Genomic DNA, 24,761 nt, shown 5'->3' on the forward strand with positions numbered 1-24,761 from the left:
TTTTTGTAGCAAAAATGAGAAGGACGCTTATCGCAAAAGTGTTTTTCTATCTGGATGACAGACCGTCAAAGAAATAGATTAGGTCGAATGGACTGTTTAAAATCATGTAAATGCTTTTAGTAGTTTACTACAAAGAGATTACAAAAATATCATCAAAGTATAGAATATTCTATTAATTTTAAAGTTGTAACGAAAAGCAGTAAGAAATACATAGCTATTTTTTGATGGTTATGTCAAATGGAGTACCAGGCCTAGACCATTTCCCATAATGTTTTTTATCCCTTTGTACGATTGTTACCTTCTAAAATATGTTAGAAAATTAAAACAATCATAATAGAAATTGGAGGGATAAAATATGAAGAAAATGCTTTTCATATGTTTAGCAGCAGTTTTAGCCGTTGCCTTTTTCTTACCACAGCAAAACGTGAACGCAGCATCTGGGCTGGAAGTGGACAAAGCACTAACAAAAGTATTAGGGGATGTTACGTCGAATGCAATGGTTGAAGCTGTTGTTACGTATGATTCAATGCCTAATACTTCTGATGTTACGGCATTAAAAAATCTTGGATTAGAAACGAAAACGTTCAGCAAGCTTCCAATGGTTGCCGTAAAAGGGACGAAGCTGGAGCTGACTTCACTGCTTACAAGCAACTTGAACGCCGTATCAATCTACTATAATAAAGATCTGCATTATTTAATGAAAGACAGCCGGAAGCTAATCGGTGCTGAACGTGTATGGAACGAATTAGGCTACACTGGAAAAGGAACGACTGTAGCTGTTATCGATAGCGGTATTGACGGGACACATCCGGATCTTCCGTTTGGCAAAGAAAAAGTCGTACAAAACGTGAAATTTTTAGTAGGACAAGATATCTTTTCTGAGGATGCAACTTATCTTGAAAACGTACCAAACACAGATACATCATCAGGCCACGGTACTCATGTTGCGGGCACAATAGCGGGGCTAGGGTCTGCAAGTGAAGGTCTCTATTCCGGTATTGCACCAGACGCAAAACTAGTCGGTCTTGGAACAGGGGAAGGTATCAACATTTTTTGGGCACTTGAAGCTTTTGATTACGTATTGAAAAATCAAGATAAGTACGGAATAAACGTTATTTCAAACAGCTGGGGTTCTACAGGAGAATATTCGCCGAATGACCCGATCAACGTAGCAAGTAAACAAGCTCATGATGCAGGAATGGTCGTATCATTCGCAGCAGGAAATGAAGGACCAGATGACAACACATTAAACCCATATTCTGCAGCGCCATGGGTCATTTCAGTTGCTGCTGGAACGAAGGACAAGCAGCTCGCTGATTTCTCATCCCGCGGAGTTGAAGGGGATGAACTTTTACACCCAGACATTACAGCACCAGGGGTTGATATCGTTTCAACGAAATCAAAAACCGGTGTTGTTATGAACACGCTCGGAACAGTAAAAGATAAAGATTACATCGCACCAGAATATCTGCCTTATTACACAACTGCAAGCGGAACGAGTATGGCAACACCTCATATCTCTGGTGTCGCAGCATTACTATTTGAAGCCAATCCTAATTTGACACCTGACCAAGTTCTGCAGTTGTTGGAATCAACAGCCGATCCGATGCCAGGATATAAGTTGCATGAAGTTGGAGCAGGATACGTAAATGCGTATGAAGCGGTAAAGGCTGCAAGTAATTAATAATAAATAGCAGAAAAGACTCAAAAGGGCTTAAGTCAGCAGCCCTTTTGAGTCTTTTTATTTTCTTGTAGTAAACTTCATGGGAAATACCCCTAAATATACTAGGAAGAAAAAGAAAGTAAAATGAAAATAAGATGAAAACATATATGGGATCGAGTAAATAACTCTATATAAATCCAAAGGAACAGAAAGGGAAATAAATTGTTCAGGGACAGTCCCCTTTTCTCTAATATTTTCAGATGTTTTTTTGCGCACAGACATTTGGTGTACCCCTTTAGTTGTGCTACAATCAGAAAAGCATAAAGGACGAAAAGGACGATGAAAATGACGAAGGCTGATCTGCCTGTTCATAAAAATGAAAGCTATGAAGTAGATATATTGGATTTAACCCACGAAGGAGCGGGAGTTGCCCGGATAAATGGGTTTACTTTGTTTGTACCGAACACTTTGCCTGGAGAGCGTGCAAAGATAAAGGTAGTAGGCATTAAAAAAGGATTTGGCTTTGGGAGATTAGAAGAATTGATCGAGCCGAGCCCAGAGCGTGTAGAGCCGCCATGTCCGATTTATAAATGGTGCGGAGGATGCCAGCTGCAGCACTTATCGTACGCCGGACAATTAGAGTACAAACGCAAGCAAGTGGAAGACGTATTAACACGAATCGGAAAATTAGAAAACGTACCTGTTTTGCCGACACTCGGCATGGGTGACGAACCATGGCGCTACAGAAACAAAGCCCAAGTGCCAGTGGGTGAGCGGGAAGGACGAATCATCACAGGATTTTACCAAAAACGCAGCCATGAAATTGTAGAGATGGATAGCTGTATCATTACTGGTAAGACGGATGACGATGCGGTACAAGCCGTAAAAGAAATCGTGAATAAGTACAACATTAGTGCGTATAACGAAGAAAAACATAAAGGTATGCTTCGTCATATCATCGCGCGATATGGAAAAACAACAGGCGACTTAATGATTGTACTCGTAACGAACGGGAAAGACTTGCCGAAGCGAAAAAAGATTGTTGAAGATATAACAGCAACACTGCCAGAAGTGAAATCCATCGTGCAAAACGTGAACACGAAGCGCACGAATGTCATCTTTGGAGACGAAACCCGCGTGTTGTGGGGTGCTGAATATATTTACGACTTTATCGGAGACATTAAGTTTGCGATCTCAGCACGATCTTTCTATCAAATCAACCCGGATCAAACGAAAGTACTTTACGATCAAGCATTAAAATATGCCGAGCTAAACGGTAATGAAACCGTAATCGACGCATACTGCGGAATCGGGACGATCTCACTCTTCCTCGCACAAAAAGCAAAGAAAGTGTACGGAGTCGAAATTGTACCTGAAGCGATTGAGGATGCAAGGCGCAACGCAGAACTGAATAATATCACGAACGCAGAGTTTGCAGTCGGAAAATCAGAAGAAGTCATCCCAGCGTGGAAAAAACAAGGTATTACACCTGACGTAATCGTCGTCGATCCACCGCGAAAAGGATGCGATGAAGAGCTTTTAAAGACAATTATTGAAATGAAGCCAAAACGAGTAGTGTATGTGAGCTGCAACCCGGCAACATTGGCTCGAGATCTTCGTGTACTAGAAGACGGCGGTTTCAAGACAATGGAAGTCCAGCCGGTTGATATGTTTCCGCAAACGACACACTGCGAAGCGGTTGCGAGGTTGGAGATAGTATAATCGAAAAAGTAGCTGATATAGAAATATCTATACCATCTGCTTTTTTGTTTGGGATAATAACATTTGCTTTGATACTTATTTTCCATAAATTATCAACGTTCAGTGTTTGATAAATAGTTAGTAATCATGATATAAGTGAAAAAGAATATTTTTTACCGGGATTTTGAAGTTGCAAACGTAGTGAGAGGAATTGAGTTAGAAATGATAGATAATTTTTGGAATGATTTACCTCGTCCATTTTTTGTACTTGCACCAATGGAAGATGTGACAGATGTTGTTTTTCGTCACGTCGTAAGTGCAGCCGGCCGGCCGGATGTATTTTTCACAGAGTTTACAAATTCGGATAGCTATTGTCATCCAGAGGGCTTGAAAAGTGTCCGCGGCCGTTTGACGTTTACAGAAGATGAGCAGCCAATGGTGGCGCATATTTGGGGCGATAATCCCGATTACTTCCGTCAAATGAGTATGGGTATGGCCGAGTTGGGCTTCAAAGGCATCGATATTAATATGGGCTGCCCTGTACCGAATGTGGCACAGAGAGGGAAGGGGAGCGGACTTATTCTCCGGCCGGACGTTGCGGCAGAACTTATTCAAGCTGCAAAAGCGGGCGGACTGCCTGTAAGCGTGAAAACACGGCTTGGCTTCAAGGAGGTAAATGAGTGGGAAGAGTGGCTAACGCATATTTTAAAACAGGATATTGCGAATCTTTCTATTCATTTACGCACAAGAGAGGAAATGAGTCTAGTACCTGCACATTGGGAGCTGATTCCGGAAATTAAAGAACTGCGTGACCGTATCGCACCGAATACGCTGCTTACCATCAATGGAGACATTCCTGACCGTCAAACCGGACTGGAGCTTGCTGAAAAATATGGTATTGATGGAGTGATGATCGGGCGCGGGATTTTTAAAAATCCTTTTGCTTTTGAAAAAGAGCCAAAAGAGCACAGCAGTAAAGAATATCTTGATCTTTTAAGACTGCAGCTTGACCTTCAGGATCAATATGCGGAAGAAGTGCCGCGTTCAATCACAGGGCTTCACCGCTTTTTCAAAATCTATGTCAAAGGATTCCCTGGAGCTGCTGAATTACGAAATCAGTTGATGAACACAAAATCAACAGATGAAGTGCGAGCATTGCTTGATAACTTTGGAAAGTGATGTGATGAGACTAGTCAGTGAAATGATGAAATTCTCAAGGATGTGTACGTATTTTATTTAGCATCCAGGAAACCTGTTTCTATTCAACTATTTGGGGCGGCACATCGGTAATAAAAACCGGTTTGCCGTCCTTTTTGCTCCGGTACAATGATTATCACTGCACGGCTCAGGCAAAGTAATTCTGTAATCTCTCCCGCAACCCTTTCAAAACCTCTTCCGGAATCTCTCTGACTTTAATATCTTCACCAAGAAACAGAAGCCAATTGGTGATTTCGTTCAATTCCTCGAGCTGATTCACGTTGATAAAAGTTTTTAGAATAGCTGTAGTTTGGTACGGATTCGTATAGGAAATCGAAACTTTTAAAGGGTGGTATTTTTTGAACTGGGCAATCGCTTTTGGTCCGAGCTCTATGACAAGGTTGATGGCTGCTTCCTGCTTGCGTAGTTTTTCCAGGATTTTTTTCTTGCTGGTTCTTTTTTTGGGCGTGTAGGTTTTGACATCGGTGAGGTGGTCGACAGGGATGATTTTCTTTTTTTCTTCCTGCAAGTCAAAGCCTTCAATCAGCCAGGCGCCTTTCTCTCGATACAGATGCAGGAGATAAATCAGATATGACTCATCATTAATCGTAATCTGCAGATAGGCGTCCACAAGAAGGGTTTGTATAAGTGTTTCAAGCATGGGGTGGGGGAGGTCTGACAGATCAAGCAGGTCAGGATTATGAGGATTGGTCCCTTCAAAAAGAAGGATTTGATTTAAAAGTACAAGCTCCTCCTGCTGGTTTTCTGAGAGGAGGCCCAATAATTTTTCAGCTAAAGACTGTCGGCTCTTCAAATAGGGAAGCTGCTGGTTTCTTGTGGCCATAAAGGCAATAAAAAGAGCTTTTACTTCATTATTTGTAAAACGTACATCTGGCAGGACAGAGTTGTGCATAACAAAATAACCCCCATCCCTTCCAACCTCAGCGACAAGCGGCATCCCTATAGACTGAATTTCCCTAATATCTCTAATGGCCGTCGAACGGGAGATGTTAAATTCCCGCATGATTTCAGAAATGGTAAAGTAGGCGCGGTTGTTGATATACCGCATGATGATATTAATCCGTTCAACTTTTTTCATATGAGCTCCTAAACAGTATCATTTTTTGACACGATTTAAGGATATGATAAACCTATCAAGCTAAGAATACAAATCATTAAAAAATGTAGAAAAGAGGTTATGGAAATGGCAAATTATACGCTGGAAGAAAAAGAAGGCTTTACCGTGATCGGTCTTGGAACAGAGCTTAAGAGCGATTACACAGACTATGCAGGTATTCATAAGGAAAAGTCCGACTTTTGGCAGGCGGTCAGCGAAGACGGAAGACTGGACACTTTAAAGGGTATGGCATCAAATGACTTCATTTTTGCTGTAAACGAAGCGGTGAATAACAAGATGATGCATTATGCGGGCGTCATGACAGAGGAATCGGCACCAGAAGAAGCGAGAGTGATTCAATTTCCTAAAGGAGAATACATCGTTGTTAAAGGAGATGGTAAGAGTGCGGATGATCTGAACAACAAGCTTGCTGGAATTGCCTTTGGCCAGGTATTGCCAGAAGCAACGAATGTTGCCTATGTTGGCGGGCCCAATGCAAGTGTTGAAATGGAGCAGCGAAACGGCTTGATCTATGGTGAAATGTGGATCCCTGTTGTAAGGAAATAAGAAATAAAAAGGAGAGATGGAAATGTCCTATATCGTTGATTTTAAAAATGTGTCCGCAGCTGGGTTGGAGTCTTCACCCGTAGTAGATGCGCTTTCGGGGCTGCGTGCGAATGAAGCCCGTTACTTTATGAACAAATACAAGCACGAATTTACGGTTGTACCGGCTAGCGAAAGCCAGGAAACACTTGATTATGTGAATGAGATTTTAAAAGAACGTGATATCGAGTTTGCGGCCAAACCTTTAGAAACATCGAGGTTTCAAGTGGAAAATATCAAATTTGCCTACGTCTTCTATGAGGATGGTCTTTCGGTCAACGTCATGTATACGGTCGATAACCCCAAGAAGAGGGCAGTTGGGTTTAAGCTTTCAGAGGGGATGGAAGTACCAAAGGAGTTAGAATCGAAGTTTAAGTTTGCAAGACAGAAATCTAAACTAGCTGGAACCATTCGGGGCTCATTTTTTGTTATTAAAGGAGAATATTAAAGTAAGCCCAGTACTTGATTGAGTGGTACACGTTGCTTATTAGATGATAAATTTTATTATAAGAACCTAAACAGCTTTGTTTAGGTTTTTTCTTATTCGAGGAATGCTGCTTGAATCATTAATTGATTAAATGTAAGTTAAATCTAGAAAGTTAATCAAGGAATCAATCCGGATTTTAAAATAGATAGGAAGGAGCGGGAGTACATGGATATAAAAATAAGTCATCATAAAATAAAAGAAATGTGCGGTACCGTCTCCTATAAAAAAGGAAACTATTTTTATCAAGCAAATAAAGTTATATTCACCAAATATACGCATGATTTTTGTGAAGCAACCGTTAGTGGAACAGAAGACTTTCATGTGACAATAAAAATAGATACGAAGGGGAACATTCAAACGAAATGCAGTTGTCCTTCACTAGTCAATTTTCAAAAGGATTGCCAGCACGTTGCGGCTGTTTTATTGTCCGTTCATGAGCACCAGCAAAAAGGAACTGTTCCTGAAAACATAGAAGATCATCCTTCTAATGTTAATGAGCTGACGAAAGGATTCCTATCGATCTTCAACGATAAACCAGCTCGAACAAGCGCACATCAGCTCCATTTTGAAAAAAGAGAATTACTGGGTGTCAGGTTCACTTGCAGACCAGTCCAAATAGAGAATGGATATTTTTTATTCGGGATAGAACTTGAACTCGGTCACACGAAACTCAAAAATATTCGTACCTTTCTCCATGATGTAAAACACGGAAAGCCTAGCGTATTGTCTTCTGTTTTTACGTATGATCCAAACTTGCATTGCATCTCAAGGGAAGCAGATGTGATGGTGCAGGAACTTATTGCGGTTATTCATGATGAAAAGGCATTTCTAGAAGCATTTTCTTCTTCTTTTTCGCCTAAAGATCAAACGTTACTTATTCCACCTTCATCTTGGGCGCGGCTGGTTCCAATGCTGACTAAAACATCATTAGTTAGTCTTGAAGAGAGTGGTCAAACTTTTGAACACTTAAAAATCGTAGATGGACCGCCACCTATACAGTTTGCTATTGAAGTTAAGGGTGCTGATTACCAGTTAGGGATTAATGGCTTTGATCGAATGATTGTATTGAATCTCTATCGTTCAGTTTTATTTGAAGGGAAAATCTTTAGATTAAAAGAACAAGACTGTGAAAGACTATATGACTTAAAGCAAATGCTATCCTCTCCAGGTACAAATCATATACCGATTTCACAAGGACAAATTCATTATTTTCTCGAAAAAATTGTGCCAAGTTTGAAGAAGATTGGCGATGTTAAACTGGATCAAGCATTATCACAAAAGTTATTGAAACAACCACTCGTTGCCAAGCTGTATTTGGATCGTGTAAAGAATCGTCTTCTTGCAGGTTTGGAGTTTCATTATGAAAAAGTTGTTATTCAACCATTGGAATCGAGAGAACCTTCTACAGGACCGATGATAGTAAGGGATCAGGAAAAGGAAGACGAGATTCTTGAATTGATGGATGAGAGCGGCTTTTTCAAAACAGATGGCGGTTACACCATGCAAAATGAAGATTTGGAATATACATTTTTATTTCATACTCTTCCTAAGCTACAGCAACTCGTTCAGATTTATGCCACAACAGCTGTTCGAAACCGTATCGTCCGGAAGAATGCTTATCCTAAAATTAGAGTTAAGGTTAAAAAAGAACGAAATGATTGGTTAGAATTCAAATTTGAGATGGATGGTATACCTGAGAAACAGATTCGGGATATTTTAGAGGCACTTGAAGAAAAGCGTAAATACTACCGTTTACGTAATGGCTCATTGCTCTCTCTTGAGACGAAGGAAATGGAAGAAATCCAACGTTTTCTAAAAGAAGTTCCGGCTCAGGATATAGATATAGAAGCCAGCCTGAACATGCCTATTATTCAAAGTCTTGAACACCTTGATTTGTTTGAAGATAGCCAGGTATTCACAATAGAAAAATCGTTCAATGGGTTCCTTGAAAAACTAAAGAATCCGAGCAGTTTGAATTTCGAGGTGCCTCAAAGTTTAGACAACATATTGAGGGAATATCAAAAACGCGGATATAACTGGATGAAGACACTTGCCAGCTACAAATTCGGCGGTGTTTTAGCAGATGATATGGGGCTTGGAAAAACAGTACAAAGTATCGCATTTATTGTATCTGAGCTTTCGAATATTCGAGACAAGGGAAAACCGGTTCTCATCGTTTGTCCCTCATCTTTAACATACAATTGGCTGCATGAAATCATGAAGTTTTCTCCAGAAGTTCAATCCATTATTTTAGATGGCGATAAAGCAGAACGAGAAAATTTACAAAAGGATATGAAGGATATAGATGTTGTCATTACATCCTATTCCTTAATGCGCCGTGATATTAATTGGTATGCAAATCAGAAGTTTCATACGGTATTTTTCGATGAGGCGCAGGCTTTTAAAAATCCCCTGACCCAAACGGCTAAAGCTGTGAAAAGAATACAGGCTGATCATCGCTTTGGACTTACAGGAACACCTATCGAAAATGCAATTGAAGAACTCTGGGCCATTTATTATGTCGTTTTCCCACAGTTATTTAAAGGACTAAAGGAGTTCAGCCACCTTTCCAGGAAGACGATCGCTCGAAGGGTTCGTCCCTTTTTGCTTCGCAGGAAAAAAGAAGGGGTACTTGCTGAGCTGCCTAAAAAAATAGAAACGTCAGAATCAACAGAACTGCTGCCTGAACAAAAAAGGCTTTATGCGGCGTATTTAGCTAAGCTGCGGCATGATACGTTAAAACATCTGGATAGGAATACCATTCGGAAAAATCGTATTCGTATTTTAGCGGGGCTGACCCGTTTACGGCAAATTTGCTGTCATCCTTCCCTTTTTGTAGACGGTTACGAGGGGAGTTCAGCGAAATACGAGCAGCTGCTGCAACTAATAGAGGAAGCCAGACTTTCACAAAGAAGAGTGTTGATTTTCTCTCAATTTACGAAAATGCTTCGAATGATTGGGAGAGATCTCACATTGCGTGGCCAATCGTACTTTTATCTGGATGGAAATACGCCTTCAGAAGAACGATTGGAAATTTGCAATCGATTCAATAGCGGGGAGCGGGATTTGTTCTTGATTTCCTTAAAAGCAGGAGGTACCGGTCTGAACCTGACAGGAGCGGATACCGTCATCTTATATGACCTTTGGTGGAATCCGGCAGTTGAGCAGCAAGCAGCAGACAGAGCTCATCGAATGGGTCAGAAAAATGTTGTACAGGTGATTAAGCTTATAGCCCGTGGAACCATTGAAGAGAAGATGTACGAGCTTCAGGAAAAAAAGAAAGATCTAATAACAGCGATGGTGGATTCTGAAGACACAGCGAATGCTTCTTTAACAGAAGAAGATATTCGTGAAATATTTATGATTTAAATTTATTAACTTACAAAAAAGTAATGAGCAGTTATCGTTAATGGCTAATTGGATATGTACTCTTAAATAAGAATAGCTGTTAAAGGGGCAGAGCGGTTTACTAACCACTGCCCCTATTTTTATAAGAACAAATATAAAAAACGTACGTATGTTCGGAAAAATATTGAACACTTTGGCGAGATTGGTTATTATAAAAAGGTAAGATAAAAATTGTTAGAATGATGAAACTATTCAAAATAATGGAGGAGAATGATTATGGGACGTTTAGTGCATTTTGAAGTTCATGTGGATGACATGGATCGCGCAAAGAAGTTTTATGGTGAGGTATTTGGATGGTCATTTGAAGATTGGAGTGAATACGCTGGAATGCCTTATTTTGGGGCTGTTACGGGTGATGCGAATGAACCTGGCGTCAATGGAGCTTTGATGAAGCGTCAAGGTCCTCCGCCACAGCCAAACCAAGCGTTAAACGGCTATGCATGTACAATGGGTGTAGGGAATTACGATGAAACAGAGGCGAAAATTCTTGAAAATGGCGGCAAGGTAGCAATGCCGAAATACGCCCTTCCAGGAATGGCGTGGCAAGGTTACTACATGGATACAGAAGGCAATATTTTCGGAATCCATCAACCGGATGAGAACGCAAAATAACATTCATTATAGGTGAATAAAAATATGAAATCACAAGATACAGAAGGTATGCTTGGAAATGTTCGAAGTATATGTCTCTCGCTGCCTGAAGCTGAAGAAATTATCGATGGTTTCGGTCACAATACGTTTAAAGTAAACGGAAAATCATTCGTCATATCAGGTGAAAGTGAGCAAGGATTCAGCTTGTCTTTCAAGTCAGATCGCGAAATGCAAGAAATATTGCTGCAGAAAGAGCGTTTTTATAAAACGCCATATATAGGACGTCACGGCTGGGTATCCATTCAAAATCCAGGTGAAGAGGACTGGGATGAACTGGCCGATCTCATTCAAGAGGCCTATTTACGTGCGGCACCGAAGCGTTTAGTTAAGAATTGGATAGAATCACATAAGAAGTGAGGAAAGGCGGACTGGATCTGCCTTTTTTTATTTTTCACAGATTTATAGACTAAAAGCTAAATTTACTAAAATCCAGTTAATTCCACTCTTGAAAGGGTTAAACTATTTTTAAGCAGTAAAATAGTGAAAATTGGGGTGTTAGCATTGAAAAGGTTCATTCTCACTTTAATTTCGATCCTCTTTCTTTCAGGTTGTTTTCATGAAGAGAAAAATACATCTGAAAAAAATGAAAAGGATGCAGCAGAAGTGCTTGCCAGACAAGCTGAAGTTGTCGCAACAGATTTAGTAATCCCTTGGAATATCAACAAACAAGATAATACCTTTTATTCGAGTCAACGACCAGGCTATATCATTAAAGTCGATAGTACTAAAGGTTCGAAAACTGTTCAGAATGTTGAAGTTTTAAAGAAAGTCCTTCATGAAGGTGAGGGCGGATTGCTAGGTTTCATACTTGCTCCTGACTTTGAAAATTCTCGTGAAGCATTTGCGTACCATACTTATAAACAGGATGGTAACGTTTATAATCGCATTATTGTGCTTAAGCTTGATCAAAACAAGTGGACGGAAAAAAACATGATCCTGGAAAAGATCCCGGGAGGAAGGATTCATAACGGAGGTAGAATTAAAATTGGACCGGATGGCAAATTATATGCTACCGCCGGTGATGCGGGAAACCCGGAAAATGCTCAAAATGTTAACAGTCTGGCAGGAAAAATTTTGCGAATGGAACTAGATGGTTCTGTACCAAACGATAACCCATATGAAAAATCTTATGTTTATTCCTACGGACATCGAAATCCACAGGGGTTAGCCTGGGATCAGGACGAAAGGCTCTATAGCTCTGAACATGGACAAATGGCACATGATGAAATTAACTTGATTGAGCCCAGAAAAAACTATGGTTGGCCGATTATTGAAGGTAATGAGCAAGCCCCTGCTATGGTTTCTCCTTTGTTTCAATCTGGTGATAACACTTGGGCTCCATCAGGAATGGCTATTAAAAATAAACAAATATATGTTGCCAGCTTACGAGGCGAAAGAATTCTCGTAATTGATCTGGCTGATAAAGAGGTTATTACTTTTTTTGAAGATGCGGGTAGAATGCGGGATATGCTGATTGAAGATAATGCATTGTATACAATTACGAATAATCGTGATGGTAGAGGAACTCCACGAGAAGGTGATGATAAATTATTAAAACTCCCTTTAGGTGAGTAGACAAGTGTTAGGATTCTAATATCATTAAGATTATGTATTATTAAATTAAGTACCTAGCTAACTACCAAGGTCAACATTTAGTGTTGGCTTCTTATTATTTTTTATGGAATCACATCCCCTTTTCTCAGTTTAAAAACTCCCCTTTTTAGTTGGTTTGTTTGGTACAAGCTCTTCTTCATATTTATTTTACATTCTCTTTTTATTTTCTTCATATAAGAATGGTAAACTCCCGTTATGATTAAACTTTATTCAAATGATGGGGGAATCATAAGAAGACATGAACAAAAAAATACTCTTAACAGGCGTCTTGTCTATTAGCTTTCTTTCAGCTTTATTCGCATATACTCACGATACAGTGACCGAGGCAGCAGCTTCTTCCACTGAGCAAATTACCAAAGAACGGTTTTTATTAAAAAATCCTCCTGATGTAGGAAATGGAATAAAAGCAGGTATGGGCTCTTCGCTCAATCATCTTCCTGGGGATCCCGAAAATATTTTTTATACGACAGCTGACCGAGGGCCAAATGGCGAAGTGATGGTAGATGGTGAAAAAAGACGTACTTTTCCTGTGCCAACGTATACACCTAGAATTTATAAGATTAAAGCATCACACGGTGAAGTGGAAATCCTTAAAACCATCCCTCTTAAATTGCCAAATGGTACGGACAAGATTACGGGTACTAACTACATTTCCGGTGTATCTAATCTACCAGGACTTGATGAAACGCCTTATGATGAAAAAGGAGAAAAACAATTGCCTTATGATCCATATGGGATAGACACAGAAGGACTCGCATACAATCCGAAAGATGACACATTTTGGATCAGCGACGAATATCGTCCAAGTCTTGTACAAGTAACGCGAGACGGTACTATTTTGCAGCGTCTTATTCCATCAGGGATGAAAAAGCAATTTGATAATGCTCCGAACATTCCGGTAAAGGATTGTTTACCGGCTGTATTTTCTAAACGAATTTCTAATAAAGGTTTTGAGGGAGTTACCATCTCCCCTGATGGCAAATGGATGTTCACTCTTACCCAAAGACCCCTCGGAAATCCTAATGAAGAGACTAGTAATAATTCGCGGGCAATCAGGATTCTGAAAATCAACATAAATACATTAAAAGTTGCGGGAGAATATGTTTTTTTAACAGATGACGAAAAACAATATAAGGATTTGAAACAATCGAAAATATACGTTTCTGATTTATACGCTAAGGATGACCATACCCTCCTAGTTGATGAAAGGGACAGCTATGGAGGAAGTGAATCTCAAGTCAAAAAAGTTTTTAAAATAGATATTTCGAACGCTTCAAATATTCATGGTAAATATGATAGCCCGAAAGAAAATAAAAAAAGCTTAGAACAAATGACGGTGGATGAAATGAAGAAAGCCGGTATTATATTTCCAAAACAACGTTTAGTGGTTGATATGTTAAAGCTAGACTATCCATTTGAGAAACTTGAAGGCTTAACAATGATCAACAACCATTCCATAGCTGTTATGAATGATAATGACTTCAGTATAACCAATACTTCACAAAATGGAATTCCAACTGAATTATGGAAGATTGAAATTAGTGAATAAACCATTGATTTATTTAACTCAGTTAAGTTCTTGTGAATTATAATTTTGACTATATTCAGGAATTTTACGTGTTAAAAAGCAACTAACCCTTGTGGTAGTTGTTTTTTTGTTTTTTGAAACGGATTTTCAACTTGAACTTATTTATGAGAGCAGGAGATAATGCATCAATCAATTTGATCTATGTCTAAAGGGATTAAAAGGTATCATTTATTCTGAATTGTTATGGGCTCCGTGAATGGTATTATCAACGGGTAAATATGTTTTAGAGGTAAATGGTTTGTCCAAGCTTTCAGGAATTTTGAAGAAGGACACGCCTAGGGAAAGGTCAAGTAATTTCAAGTCAGCCATTTAGAACATGCTATCAAAGTTAAACCTAAAACCCGAAGCTGGCTCCAAGCTGCGGTTTTTTTTACCCTCAGTATAAAAAAGTACAGATAATGTTAAAAGAGTGCTATTGATAGCGCTTTCAAACATTGTTTTTTCGTAGCTATAATTTACATGTAAGTAATTTTTAAAGGGGGAACTAAAATGAAAAAAAGCAAAATTATATCTCTTATGCTTGCTGTGGTCATGGTTATGCTTGTTGCGGCTGGCTGCAGTGACAGTAAAAGCAAGGTAAGTGTGGGTATCGTATTGCCAACTAAAGATGAGCCAAGATGGGTGCAGGATGAGCAGCGATTTAAGGATGCGCTGAAAGGTACAGATTACACAACTGAAATCCTTTTTAGCCAAGGTTCTTCTGCTAAGGAAAAAGAAAACGTTGAAACATTGATCAACAAAGGGATTGACGTTCTAATTATTTGCCCGCAAGACGGAAATGCAGCAGCGGCTGCAGTAGAAGCTGCGAAGAAGGATGACATCACGGTTATCTCTTATGACCGTCTTATTACAAATACAGATGCAGTTGATTACTATGTAACATTTGACAGCCTTGCAGTAGGTGCAGCACAAGGTCAATATTTGATCGATAATGCAAAAGGTTCTAACGTGCCGCTTTATCTATACGCTGGTGCTGCTTCAGATAACAACGCATTCTTGTTCTTTGAAGGTGCTTGGAAAGTGCTTCAGCCCAAAATCGCTGACGGCACATTCAAAATTGCTAACTCTAGCGCAGCAGAAGCTTTAAAAGACAAAGCTGATCTTTCTCGTGATGAGCTGAGCAAGGTCATCGGACAGGTGACAACAAACTGGGATGCTAATGAAGCCAAAAACAAAGCTCAAACTCACTTGACTGCGGCGAAAGCTGACATGAAAGGTGATGTGGCTATCCTTGCTCCTAACGACGGGACAGCTCGTTCTATCGCAGATGTATTTGGATCTGACAGTGCTGTAACAAGCTACCTCGTAACTGGACAGGATGCTGAGAAAGCTTCTATTCAATACGTAATTGATGGCAAACAATCTATGACTGTGTTTAAAGATGTTCGTACACTTGTAAAGGATGCAATGGGAATGGCTGTTGATATCCTTGATGATAAGAAGCCTGAAACAACTGGATCATACGATAACGGAAAAGTTAAAGTGAAAGCAAAACAAACAAACGTTATCGTTGTGGACAAAGAGAACGTACAGAAGGAACTTATCGATTCTAAATACTACAAAGCCGACGAATTTACAGGGCTTAAATAAGAAAATAGTACGGCGCGGAATAGTGATAGATACTACGTCTATCACTATTTTTCACAATTAAGTCAGTTGTTTGGCTAATGGAGGGATAATGATGAGCGGATATATTTTGGAGATGAACCAGATTTCCAAAGAGTTTACCGGAGTAAAAGCGCTCAGCAATGTCAATTTCAAGGTAGGGAAAGGCGAGATTCACTGCTTGATCGGGGAAAACGGAGCAGGAAAATCAACGCTGATGAAGGTGCTGAGCGGTGTTTATCCTTATGGGACATATGCTGGAGATATCGTGTTTGAAGGCAGTGTGCAGCAGTTCAACAAGATCAGTGACAGTGTAAAAACAGGCATCGTCATAATCTACCAAGAGCTGGCATTGTTTCCGGATCTGACGGTCTATGAAAATATTTTTGTGGGCAATGAAGTTAAGCGCGGTAATCTGGTCGACTGGAATCAGACAATTGCCCAGGCGAAAGAGATGCTGAAAAGAGTAGGACTCGACGTGAATCCTGAAACGCTCGTAAAAGATTTGAGCGTAGGTAAGCAGCAGTTAGTCGAAATTGCCAAAGCGTTAAGTAAGGACGTTAAGCTTCTAATTCTTGATGAGCCCACTGCGGCACTTAATGAGGATGACAGCGAAAATCTGCTAAGACTTTTGGGTGAACTGAAAAAGCAAGGCATCACAAGTATCATGATTTCACACAAGCTGAAGGAAGTCATTTCGATTGCGGATAAAGCGACGGTGCTTCGCGACGGTAAAACGATTTGTACGCTGGATGCATCAAAAGGCGAAATTTCCGAGAACGTCATTATTAAAAACATGGTTGGCCGTGATATTGATGATATATATCCGAAGCGTCCAGACAAGAAAATAGGCGAAACCATTCTTGAATTGAAAAATTGGTCTGCTTACAGTACTGAGCTTGGCCGTCATGTTGTAAAGGACGTCAATTTTCATGTGAAAAAGGGAGAAATCGTCGGAATAGCTGGATTGATGGGATCGGGGCGAACAGAACTTGCGCTGAGTGTTTTTGGAAATCCAAAGAATTACAAGCTGGAAGGGCAGCTGGAGGTTGGAGGCTCACCAAAGACGTTCAAACATACAAGCGATGCTATCAAGTCAGGAATTGCTTATGTGACGGAAGACCGAAAAGGCGACGGGCTGTTTTTAATCCAGGATATTAAGAACAACATTACTGCGGCAAACCTGAATGGTGTCGCAGATAACGGCATTATCAACGTGAATGAAGAAGTGAAGAAGGCTGAAGCGTATAAAAAATCAATGTACATTAAAGCTTCTTCTTTAGAGCAGGTCGTTGGTAATCTAAGCGGAGGGAACCAGCAGAAGGTATCGCTCGGAAAATGGCTCTTTGTCGGACCGAAGCTGCTTATTCTCGATGAACCGACCCGAGGTATAGATGTTGGAGCAAAATTTGAAATTTATACGATTATGAACAAATTGATAAGCGAGGGTATGAGCATTATCATGATTTCTTCGGAGCTCGGTGAAGTACTTGGAATGAGCGATCGTGTGTATGTCATGGCTGAAGGCAAAATCAAAGGTGAGCTGCCAATTGAAGAAGCCAACCAAGAAAATATTATGCAGCTTGCTACGCAATAGGGGGTTAACACATGGAATTTATCAATGAAGCAAGATCATTAGTGAAAGAGAATATCCGTGATTATGGGATGTATATTGCGTTATTCGTAATTATGCTCACGTTCTCCATCATGACGGATGGGCTGTTCATGTCATCACGAAATATTAGCAATCTATTAGATTCTACCGGTTACATTGCCGTATTAGCGGTAGGTATGACACTCGTTATTGTTATCCGCCATATTGATTTATCGGTTGGGTTTGCGGCCGGGTTCCTTGGTGCAATAACGGCTATCCTTCTTACAAAGATGGGAATGCCGATTTATGCGACCATTCCGATTATTCTTGTGCTTGGAATTTTTATCGGCTTGTTTAACGGCTTGCTGATTGCTAGATACGCGATTCCTTCCTTTGTTGCCACTCTTGCTGGGATGCTCATTTTCCGTGGTGCGCTGCTGCAGGTAACAGAGGCAACGGGAACAATCATCATTAAAGACGATGGTTTTAACGCGATCGGAAACGGATTTATTCCTTCTATCATGGTTGTAAACGGTTTGCATCTTCTATCTCTGATTCTAGGTTTATTATCCATTCTTTTTTATGTTTACAGTGAAATCTCCACGCGCCAAAATAAGATTAAATATCAGTTTGATGTGGTTTCTAAAGGGATTTTTACATTTAAGCTAGTCTTTGTTTCTGCAATTATTGCTTATGTTACTTGGATTCTTGCAGGCTATAACGGTTTCTCATGGACAGTTGTCATCATGCTCTTGGTTGTTGTAGTCTATCATTTCTTAACAACAAAAACAGTCCTAGGCCGTCACATCTATGCGGTCGGAAGCAATCCGGAAGCCGCGCATCTTAGCGGGATTAACGTTAATAAAATCACGTACATCGTATTTGGTTCTATGGGGATGCTCGCTGCACTTTCCGGCATCTTGTTCACGTCCCGTCTGCAATCGGCGACAACAACTGCTGGAACACTGTTCGAGCTTGATGCGATCGCTGCGGCTTACGTCGGCGGAGTATCCTCTGCAGGCGGTGTAGGGAAAGTAACAGGCGCCATCATCGGTGCTATCGTTATGGCTTCCTTGTCCAGCGGAATGAACCTGCTTGGAGTAGGCGTTTCCATGCAGTATATGATCAGAGGCGGCGTATTGGTTGCAGCAGTTCTCTTTGACGTAATAACTCGTAAAAAGAGAGGATAGTTTCCTATTTTCCTATAGTTAGAAAGATAAGCTGGGGCACCTATCTAAGGAAGGTGCTCTTATTTTTTTAAGACTTTTTTCTAAACGTTCTTTTCTAAAGGGTTGGTGCAATTAAGTGATTTTTGAGAAATTCTTCATTGAAAAGTTAATTGGAGCGAAGGGCGAGACTCCTCGAAAATGAAAATCACATTTTCTTCGTGCGATGTGAAGCTGCCGAAGCCTTCCTTGTCCTGCAGGATGAGTGGGACAGGTGAGACCACTCATGGCGCGCAGCGCAGAGGGGGCTCACCGCACACCCTGCGGAAAGCGAGCCCAAAGAGCGGAAATTAACCTCTTTCAAAAGCAACAAAGGTTTACGGAGACAGTCTTTTTTTTAAAACGCCTGCTGATTGGAAAAGGATTGAGCATTCACTTTTCGTTCAATATGATAAAATAAAATTAGTAAATTATCGGAAAAAAAGGAGATACTTCACTTTGCGTAAAGCCGGCATAATCATACTTAGTTTCCTATGTATCGTCCTTTGTTATTTTACGTTTACCACAGCACAAAAAGCGTTCAAGTCTGAATTGGAGCTGCCTGCTGCATCCACCACTACTAAGGATCGCTATCGTATTGTTCTCATTACTCAAGAACTGGAGACACCGTTTTGGGATAAGGTCGGAGCAGGTGCGGCCGAACAAGCTCAAAAGGATGGAGCAAGCCTTGAGGTATGGGGGAGCTACGGCAAAAACCAGGAAGATTTCTTGAAAAAGCTTGAAATAGCCATTCAGTCTAAAGTGGACGGCATTATTGTACAAGGGCTGGACACTCAGAAATTTAAGGATTTGACAAAAATAAAAGCAGCATTTTATGGCATCCCCATCATTACCGTTGCGAATGATGTGCCGAAAGCGGAAAGTCTAAGAAAGACATACGTTGGATCAGACCAGCATTTGGCTGGAAAGATGATCGCTCAGCTGATGCTGTCCGATATGGGCCAGCATGGAAACATCATTTTATTAAGCGACAGCCAAAAGGAATATTACCAGGAGCAGCGGCTGAAAGGTATCAGGGAAGTTTTCAAGGATTACCCGAACGTCAAAGCTGTTTATGCGGAAACTTCTGATTCAAGGGAACAAGTCATCGCCAAAACACAGGATTTGCTGAACAAGTATCCTGATGTGAATGGCTTTATTGCTGTGAATGCAAATATCGCAGGAGCGATGATTCAGGAAATTAGCAGGCGCGGTAAAGTCGAGCCTTATCATATCTATTCATTCGACGACGGGTCTGAATCGCTTTCTTTGCTGAACCAAAAAAAGCTTGATGGTGTAATCGAGCAATCTCCTGAGATGATGGGGAGAAAGAGTGTAGATCTATTAATCAAATGGCTGAATAACGATAAGGTTCCTCTGGATGCTGATGGCTATCTAAGTGATATTGGGATCATAAAAGCGATGGACAAGCGATGAACAAAATTCAGAAGAAAATATGGATGCTGGCAACTGTCGTTCTTGTCATTATGGGGATAATTTGGATTGCACTTACATACTACAACCAGAAAACACAAAATCAATATAACGAAATTTTACAGCGGTATATAAAGATGAACGAAGTGACCAGTACGAGTCAGTTGGTGGTCACGAATCTTAATAACTATTTGCTCGAGCCATCTAAAGCGAACTTGACTGAACTGAATCATAGCAAAGAGAATCTTAACCGGGTAAAGGATGAAGTCTTATCTTTAAGGAATACAGAGAACGAATTTGATCTTACCAATTATATGAACTTAATAGACAGCTTGATTGAGACAACGGACCGTTCACTCATGTTTTACTCTGAAAAAGATACAGAGGCTTCAGACAAAGAATTTACAGAAGCGACACGCATCTCGAAGTACATTTCCGATATGACGCTCACCTTGATCGACACAGAGCTAAAAACGTACGACCGCTTTTACCGCGGCATAATTGATCAGTCTGCAGAATTTAAAAAGCTGGGCATCTGGCTTATGCTCCTTATCACATTGCTGCTGCTGATGATCACTTATTGGTTTTCGCTAAGTATTACAAGACCGGTGCAGCTGTTGACACGGGCAGCCAACGAACTGTCTGCCGGCCGTTTTGACAAGGAGATCAAGGTGGATTCTAACGACGAAATCTCTTTCCTTGCTCAAACTTTTAATCGAATGCGCATCAACATTAATAATTTATTTCAGGAAATACAGCAGAAGGCACAGCTGGAGCACGAACTTCAGCAAAGTAAGCTCCTGCTGAAGGAAAGTCAGCTTCGGAATCTCCAAAGCCAGATTAACCCGCATTTTTTGTTTAACACATTGAATACGCTCTCTAAGAAAGCGTATTTGGAAGGATCAGAAGAAACGAGCGACTTGCTTGTAAGTGTGGCTGGCTTGCTGCGCTACAACTTAAAGTGGCTGGACAGAGCCGTTACACTTCGCGATGAAGTAGTGGTGATCCAGCAATACATGAACATTCAGAAAGCCAGGTTCACAGACCGTCTGACTTTGAACATGGAAATAGACGAAGCGTGCCTAGAAGTTCAGATCCCTGGTCTGACCCTGCAGCCGATCATTGAAAACGCGGTTATTTATGCCGTTGAACCGCGGGAGGAAGGCGGCAATATTTGGTTCCGCATTAAAGACGGTGATAACCAGGTAATCATAGAGGTTGAAGATGACGGCCCAGGTATTCAGGAACATAAAATTAAGCAGATAGTAGAGGGAGAGCTTGTGCAGACAGATGCCGCATCGACAGGCATCGGTTTCAGTAATGTTGTGAAACGGCTCAAGCTATTTTACGGCATGGAGAATCTTATGGATATTCAAAGCCATATCGGGCTAGGTACGAAGGTAGTGCTAAGAATACCAAAAACGAGAGGGATTGAAGAGAATGCTAAAACTCTTGATCGTGGATGACGAACAGATTGAACGCGAAGGACTGCAAGTGATCTTGCAGAAAGCCTTTCCCGAAGTCTCAATTGCCCAAGCTAAAAACGGCAGAGTCGCCGTGGAGATGGTTGACGAGTTTAAGCCTGACTTAGTCTTGATGGATATCCAGATGCCTGGGATGAATGGTCTCGAGGCGATCCAGCAAATAACCAATATCGATCCTTCTATTAAATTTGTGATGATCACGGCTTTTGATATGTTTGACTATGCCCGACAGGCGATTAAGCTTGGCGTAAAGGATTATTTACTGAAACCGAGCAAAGTGAGCGAAATTGCAGCTACCGTTGGAAAAGTGCTGGAAGAGATCGAAGAAGAGCGGAAGTCCTTGGGCGTTTTAAAAAAAGCACTGCCGCTCGTTGAGACGGATGTTGTGACACAACTGCTGTTCGATCATGTACATGAAGTACATCTGGACATGCTGGTTGAAATGCTGGACATCCCTTCGACAGACGAATCTTTTGTGGTAAGCATCCTGCTGCCAGAAGGTGGGGAAAAACTTTATTCTGCGGTAAAAGAAAAGATCAGACAGCTGGGGAGTGCGTGGGTCGGTGCTCTGTATGGCCGGCAGCTTCCTGTTATCGTGTTCCGGAAACCTGATCGTTCTTTTCGTTCCCAGTCCATTTCGCTTGCTAATGAGATTCTTTCTTTAGCGAAAACAAGCCCAGGAGCAGGCTGGTTTGTCGGAATTGGGAGCGTATGCAGTTCCTTGAATCAAGTCCGCCAGTCTTATCAGGAATCGCTAATAGCAACAATGGATACATCTTTGCCTGTAAAATATCGCTTTTATTCAGATGTTCCTGTTCTGGGGAGTACGGAAGAAAAATCGTTGACAAAGCAGCGTGAAAGACAGTTTTTCGATGAAATAAGGCTTGGCAAATGGGACCTAATCCGTTTGAATGTTACGGAACTTATTAGACGATGCGAAAACGAAGGGGCAGAATTGCTTCAGACTCAGCAGCGTGTCCTCGAACTGCTCTGGATCGCAGCAAGGGTGATGAGCGAAATTGGCGTCGAGACCGAAACACCTTTCTTTTCTTATCAATCTCAAGACTTTCGTCAACTGCGATTCGAGACTGACCGCTTGCTTGTACATATGAGGCAATCGTATGAAGCACATTATGAGCAGCTTGAAGCGGATACGATTCATCAGATTAAAAAATACATTATGAAGCATTCACATGAGGATATTTCCTTGGAGACTTTAGGCAGGAAAGTGGGCTTGAGTCCTATTTATATCAGCAAGATGTTTAAGGAAAAACTTGGCGTTAACTATATCGATTTTCTGACGGAATGCCGTATTGAAAAAGCTAAGAAGCTTATGGCAGATCCAGAAAAGAGTTTAAAGGAAATTACGTTCGAGGTAGGCTACCATGAACCGAACTATTTCAGCAAAGTGTTTAAAAAAATGGTTGCGCTTTCACCTACAGAATATCGAAAAGCCGTCCTTGGCAGAAAAGGGTAAAGGCAGACAAAAGGAGCAGCACCGATGGAGAGGATTTTGAAACATGTGAATCTCATCCTATTTCTAATCGTTCTCGTATTCGCATTCACGGCTTGCGATGCGGGAGGTAACGGAAATAGCACTTTAGGGAAAGTGAAACCTTCTAACAGTGAAAAGTCCCATGTAAAAAAGCCAGTTGAAGAAAAGATTAAAATTGGCTTTTCTATGGATACATTATTGGAGGAGCGCTGGCTAAAGGATAGAGATTTGTTTAAGAAGTCTGTGGAATCGCTTGGTGCGGAAGTAGAGATTCTAGCGGCGAATGGCGATGATTCTGTCCAGATAGCTCAAGCGGAGACGCTGATCAGCCAAGGGGTCGATCTTCTTGTTGTGGTTCCCCATAACGCAGAGGCCATGGCTGCAATCGTCAAAAAGGCACATTTAGCTGGAATTAAAGTAATGGCATACGACAGACTCGTTAAAAATGCGGATATCGATTTGTATGTTTCCTTCGACAACGAAAAAGTCGGGGAACTGCAAGCTAAAGTGATAACCAAACTTGTTCCTAAAGGAAGGTATGTGTATATCGGCGGCGCTGAAACGGACAATAATGCCCATTTATTCAAAAAAGGTGTCTTCGAAGTCCTCCAGCCGTTAATAAACAAAGGTGATATTACGGTGGTGTTCGACCAATGGTCCAAGGACTGGACCCCGGCTAATGCACGGACAAACATGGAGGAAGCTCTCAAGGCAAACCATAATCAAATTGATGCAGTTATAGCGGCAAACGATGCAACGGCTGGAGGAGTCATTCAGGCACTAACCTCACAAGGGCTTGCAGGAAAAATTCCGGTTGCAGGACAAGACGCTGAGCTTTCGGGTGTTCAAAGGATTGTCCAAGGCACACAGATCATGACAGTGTATAAACCAATCAAATTATTGACAGAGGAAGCCGCAAAATTAGCGGTTAGAATGGCAAAGGGTGAAGAAATAGAAGCAAACAGAAAAATAAATAACGGAAAAATCGAGGTTCAATCCGTACTGCTGTCACCAATTGCTGTTGATAAACGGAATATTGACGAAACGATCATCAGAGATGGTTTTCATTCAAAGGAAGAAGTTTATCATATTAAAAAATAAAGTCATTAACTGCATCTCAGAAAAATCCACTGAGGTGTTTTTGTTTATAAGAGGCATGCGCTAACAATAAAACAACCTAACGAAACAAAAGCTGCTTCGCTAGGCTGTTTTTTTAATGTATTAAGCTTCTATCTTGGACGACTGTAGAACATATTCTGCATATGCTTTTGCGCTTTCTTGTAGTTCAGCATCTGTTACATGCATTACACCATTTAATACGAATAATGGCATAAATTTAGTGCCAATCAGATTGCTTGTTTGTTGTAATGGAGTTGTTAATGTTTCCATTGTGAAATTATTGTAGCCTGTAGGCTGGTATGAATCTTCGGGTCCGAAAGTAGAGATTGCAAGACCAAGTTCTTTACCCTGAAGTTTATCGCCGCCTTCTCCATATGCCCAGCCGTAAGAAAGCACTTCATCTTGCCATTGTTTCAACAATGGCGGCGTGCTGTACCAATAGAAAGGGAATTGAAGGATAATGCGATCATGTGATTCAAGCAGACTTTGTTCATGATTCACATCAATTTTTCCATCAGGATATGATTCGTATAAAGCGTGCACTGTAATTTCTTCGTGTTTTTTTAATTCATCCATCCAGGCCCGGTTGATTCGTGATTGCTGAAGGTTAGGATGAGTAATAATAACAAGTGTTTTCATTTAGAAATTTCTCCTTTAAAGTTGTATAATTTCATTTGTTTGTACATACAAATTAACTCAAACTAAACAAATTGTCAAATCAAAAGTTAGTTTATTCTGATAAGATTTCGTACTATACGTTCTAACTGTTATCTTTTAAAATGATATAAACCATTTT

The 24,761-nt window shown here is 40.7% G+C and carries 19 protein-coding genes; 17 read left to right on the forward strand and 2 right to left on the reverse strand.

Annotation, left to right across the window (positions count from 1 at the left end; translation table 11 throughout):
- Positions 1-355 precede the first annotated feature (355 nt).
- The 3 genes from J2X07_RS16315 (at position 356) to J2X07_RS16325 (ending at position 4,543) form a co-directional block, all read left to right on the forward strand.
- Positions 356-1,684, forward strand: coding sequence for a S8 family serine peptidase (locus tag J2X07_RS16315; protein WP_310261099.1), 1,329 nt, complete (start codon positions 356-358; stop codon positions 1,682-1,684).
- Between the two features lie 324 nt (positions 1,685-2,008).
- On the forward strand, positions 2,009-3,385 hold the full coding sequence (gene rlmD, locus J2X07_RS16320) for a 23S rRNA (uracil(1939)-C(5))-methyltransferase RlmD (protein WP_396194507.1): 1,377 nt from the start codon (positions 2,009-2,011) through the stop codon (positions 3,383-3,385).
- A 201-nt stretch (positions 3,386-3,586) separates the two neighbouring features.
- Complete coding sequence (locus J2X07_RS16325; protein ID WP_310261110.1) at positions 3,587-4,543, forward strand: tRNA dihydrouridine synthase; 957 nt, start codon at positions 3,587-3,589, stop codon at positions 4,541-4,543.
- 166 nt (positions 4,544-4,709) lie between these two features.
- On the opposite strand, the gene J2X07_RS16330 is transcribed toward J2X07_RS16325, so the two are convergent.
- A complete protein-coding gene (locus tag J2X07_RS16330; protein ID WP_310261113.1) occupies positions 4,710-5,660 on the reverse strand; it encodes a helix-turn-helix transcriptional regulator in 951 nt (316 codons plus the stop codon).
- A 105-nt stretch (positions 5,661-5,765) separates the two neighbouring features.
- On the opposite strand from J2X07_RS16330, the gene J2X07_RS16335 reads away from it, so the two are divergent.
- The 14 genes from J2X07_RS16335 to xylF all read left to right on the forward strand — a co-directional run bounded on the left by J2X07_RS16335 (position 5,766) and on the right by xylF (position 23,947).
- Positions 5,766-6,245 (forward strand): GyrI-like domain-containing protein, encoded by a 480-nt coding sequence (locus tag J2X07_RS16335; RefSeq protein WP_310261116.1) that lies wholly within the window; start codon positions 5,766-5,768, stop codon positions 6,243-6,245.
- 22 nt (positions 6,246-6,267) lie between these two features.
- Positions 6,268-6,729 carry a phage tail protein gene (locus J2X07_RS16340; RefSeq protein ID WP_310261119.1) on the forward strand — a complete coding sequence of 154 codons (462 nt, stop codon included), beginning with the start codon at positions 6,268-6,270 and terminating at the stop codon, positions 6,727-6,729.
- A gap of 204 nt (positions 6,730-6,933) precedes the next feature.
- Positions 6,934-10,137 (forward strand): DEAD/DEAH box helicase, encoded by a 3,204-nt coding sequence (locus J2X07_RS16345; protein WP_310261123.1) that lies wholly within the window; start codon positions 6,934-6,936, stop codon positions 10,135-10,137.
- Between the two features lie 255 nt (positions 10,138-10,392).
- The gene (locus tag J2X07_RS16350; protein WP_310261124.1) at positions 10,393-10,788 is read left to right on the forward strand and encodes a VOC family protein; all 396 of its coding nucleotides are present in this window, start codon (positions 10,393-10,395) and stop codon (positions 10,786-10,788) included.
- Between the two features lie 24 nt (positions 10,789-10,812).
- The gene (locus tag J2X07_RS16355; RefSeq protein WP_310261126.1) at positions 10,813-11,184 is read left to right on the forward strand and encodes an MmcQ/YjbR family DNA-binding protein; all 372 of its coding nucleotides are present in this window, start codon (positions 10,813-10,815) and stop codon (positions 11,182-11,184) included.
- Positions 11,185-11,319: 135 nt separating this feature from the next.
- Positions 11,320-12,402: a PQQ-dependent sugar dehydrogenase gene (locus tag J2X07_RS16360; RefSeq protein WP_310261129.1), complete on the forward strand. Its 1,083-nt coding sequence runs from the start codon at positions 11,320-11,322 to the stop codon at positions 12,400-12,402.
- A 277-nt stretch (positions 12,403-12,679) separates the two neighbouring features.
- The gene (locus J2X07_RS16365) at positions 12,680-13,990 is read left to right on the forward strand and encodes an esterase-like activity of phytase family protein (RefSeq protein WP_310261133.1); all 1,311 of its coding nucleotides are present in this window, start codon (positions 12,680-12,682) and stop codon (positions 13,988-13,990) included.
- Positions 13,991-14,518: 528 nt separating this feature from the next.
- A complete protein-coding gene (locus J2X07_RS16370; protein ID WP_310261136.1) occupies positions 14,519-15,619 on the forward strand; it encodes a sugar ABC transporter substrate-binding protein in 1,101 nt (366 codons plus the stop codon).
- A gap of 91 nt (positions 15,620-15,710) precedes the next feature.
- Positions 15,711-17,231 (forward strand): ATP-binding cassette domain-containing protein, encoded by a 1,521-nt coding sequence (locus tag J2X07_RS16375; protein WP_310261139.1) that lies wholly within the window; start codon positions 15,711-15,713, stop codon positions 17,229-17,231.
- Positions 17,232-17,242: 11 nt separating this feature from the next.
- Positions 17,243-18,418 carry a sugar ABC transporter permease gene (locus tag J2X07_RS16380; protein ID WP_310261140.1) on the forward strand — a complete coding sequence of 392 codons (1,176 nt, stop codon included), beginning with the start codon at positions 17,243-17,245 and terminating at the stop codon, positions 18,416-18,418.
- 474 nt (positions 18,419-18,892) lie between these two features.
- Complete coding sequence (locus J2X07_RS16385; RefSeq protein WP_310261143.1) at positions 18,893-19,870, forward strand: sugar ABC transporter substrate-binding protein; 978 nt, start codon at positions 18,893-18,895, stop codon at positions 19,868-19,870.
- Positions 19,867-21,333, forward strand: a complete 1,467-nt coding sequence (locus J2X07_RS16390) for a sensor histidine kinase (protein ID WP_310261145.1) — start codon at positions 19,867-19,869, stop codon at positions 21,331-21,333. The genes J2X07_RS16385 and J2X07_RS16390 overlap by 4 nt, the downstream gene beginning before the upstream one ends.
- Positions 21,308-22,828, forward strand: a complete 1,521-nt coding sequence (locus J2X07_RS16395; RefSeq protein WP_310261149.1) for a response regulator — start codon at positions 21,308-21,310, stop codon at positions 22,826-22,828. Before J2X07_RS16390 ends, J2X07_RS16395 begins: the two co-directional genes overlap by 26 nt.
- Positions 22,829-22,852: 24 nt before the next feature.
- Positions 22,853-23,947 carry a D-xylose ABC transporter substrate-binding protein gene (gene xylF, locus J2X07_RS16400; protein ID WP_310261152.1) on the forward strand — a complete coding sequence of 365 codons (1,095 nt, stop codon included), beginning with the start codon at positions 22,853-22,855 and terminating at the stop codon, positions 23,945-23,947.
- A gap of 120 nt (positions 23,948-24,067) precedes the next feature.
- Here xylF and J2X07_RS16405 read toward each other — a convergent pair whose 3' ends face one another.
- A complete protein-coding gene (locus J2X07_RS16405; RefSeq protein ID WP_310261154.1) occupies positions 24,068-24,604 on the reverse strand; it encodes an NAD(P)H-dependent oxidoreductase in 537 nt (178 codons plus the stop codon).
- Positions 24,605-24,761: the final 157 nt, after the last annotated feature.

It is taken from the genome of Fictibacillus barbaricus, assembly GCF_031457135.1.
GTDB classification, from domain to species: Bacteria; Bacillota; Bacilli; order Bacillales; family Fictibacillaceae; genus Fictibacillus; species Fictibacillus barbaricus_A.

Excerpts from the sequence above, each read along its gene's own strand:
- J2X07_RS16315 (WP_310261099.1), top strand. The coding sequence starts at position 356 with ATGAAGAAAATGCTTTTCATATGTTTAGCAGCAGTTTTAGCCGTTGCC.
- rlmD (WP_396194507.1), top strand. The coding sequence starts at position 2,009 with ATGACGAAGGCTGATCTGCCTGTTCATAAAAATGAAAGCTATGAAGTA.
- J2X07_RS16325 (WP_310261110.1), top strand. The coding sequence starts at position 3,587 with ATGATAGATAATTTTTGGAATGATTTACCTCGTCCATTTTTTGTACTT.
- J2X07_RS16330 (WP_310261113.1), bottom strand. The coding sequence starts at position 5,660 with ATGAAAAAAGTTGAACGGATTAATATCATCATGCGGTATATCAACAAC.
- J2X07_RS16335 (WP_310261116.1), top strand. The coding sequence starts at position 5,766 with ATGGCAAATTATACGCTGGAAGAAAAAGAAGGCTTTACCGTGATCGGT.
- J2X07_RS16340 (WP_310261119.1), top strand. The coding sequence starts at position 6,268 with ATGTCCTATATCGTTGATTTTAAAAATGTGTCCGCAGCTGGGTTGGAG.
- J2X07_RS16345 (WP_310261123.1), top strand. The coding sequence starts at position 6,934 with ATGGATATAAAAATAAGTCATCATAAAATAAAAGAAATGTGCGGTACC.
- J2X07_RS16350 (WP_310261124.1), top strand. The coding sequence starts at position 10,393 with ATGGGACGTTTAGTGCATTTTGAAGTTCATGTGGATGACATGGATCGC.
- J2X07_RS16355 (WP_310261126.1), top strand. The coding sequence starts at position 10,813 with ATGAAATCACAAGATACAGAAGGTATGCTTGGAAATGTTCGAAGTATA.
- J2X07_RS16365 (WP_310261133.1), top strand. The coding sequence starts at position 12,680 with ATGAACAAAAAAATACTCTTAACAGGCGTCTTGTCTATTAGCTTTCTT.
- J2X07_RS16370 (WP_310261136.1), top strand. The coding sequence starts at position 14,519 with ATGAAAAAAAGCAAAATTATATCTCTTATGCTTGCTGTGGTCATGGTT.
- J2X07_RS16375 (WP_310261139.1), top strand. The coding sequence starts at position 15,711 with ATGAGCGGATATATTTTGGAGATGAACCAGATTTCCAAAGAGTTTACC.
- J2X07_RS16380 (WP_310261140.1), top strand. The coding sequence starts at position 17,243 with ATGGAATTTATCAATGAAGCAAGATCATTAGTGAAAGAGAATATCCGT.
- J2X07_RS16390 (WP_310261145.1), top strand. The coding sequence starts at position 19,867 with ATGAACAAAATTCAGAAGAAAATATGGATGCTGGCAACTGTCGTTCTT.
- J2X07_RS16395 (WP_310261149.1), top strand. The coding sequence starts at position 21,308 with ATGCTAAAACTCTTGATCGTGGATGACGAACAGATTGAACGCGAAGGA.
- xylF (WP_310261152.1), top strand. The coding sequence starts at position 22,853 with ATGGAGAGGATTTTGAAACATGTGAATCTCATCCTATTTCTAATCGTT.
- J2X07_RS16405 (WP_310261154.1), bottom strand. The coding sequence starts at position 24,604 with ATGAAAACACTTGTTATTATTACTCATCCTAACCTTCAGCAATCACGA.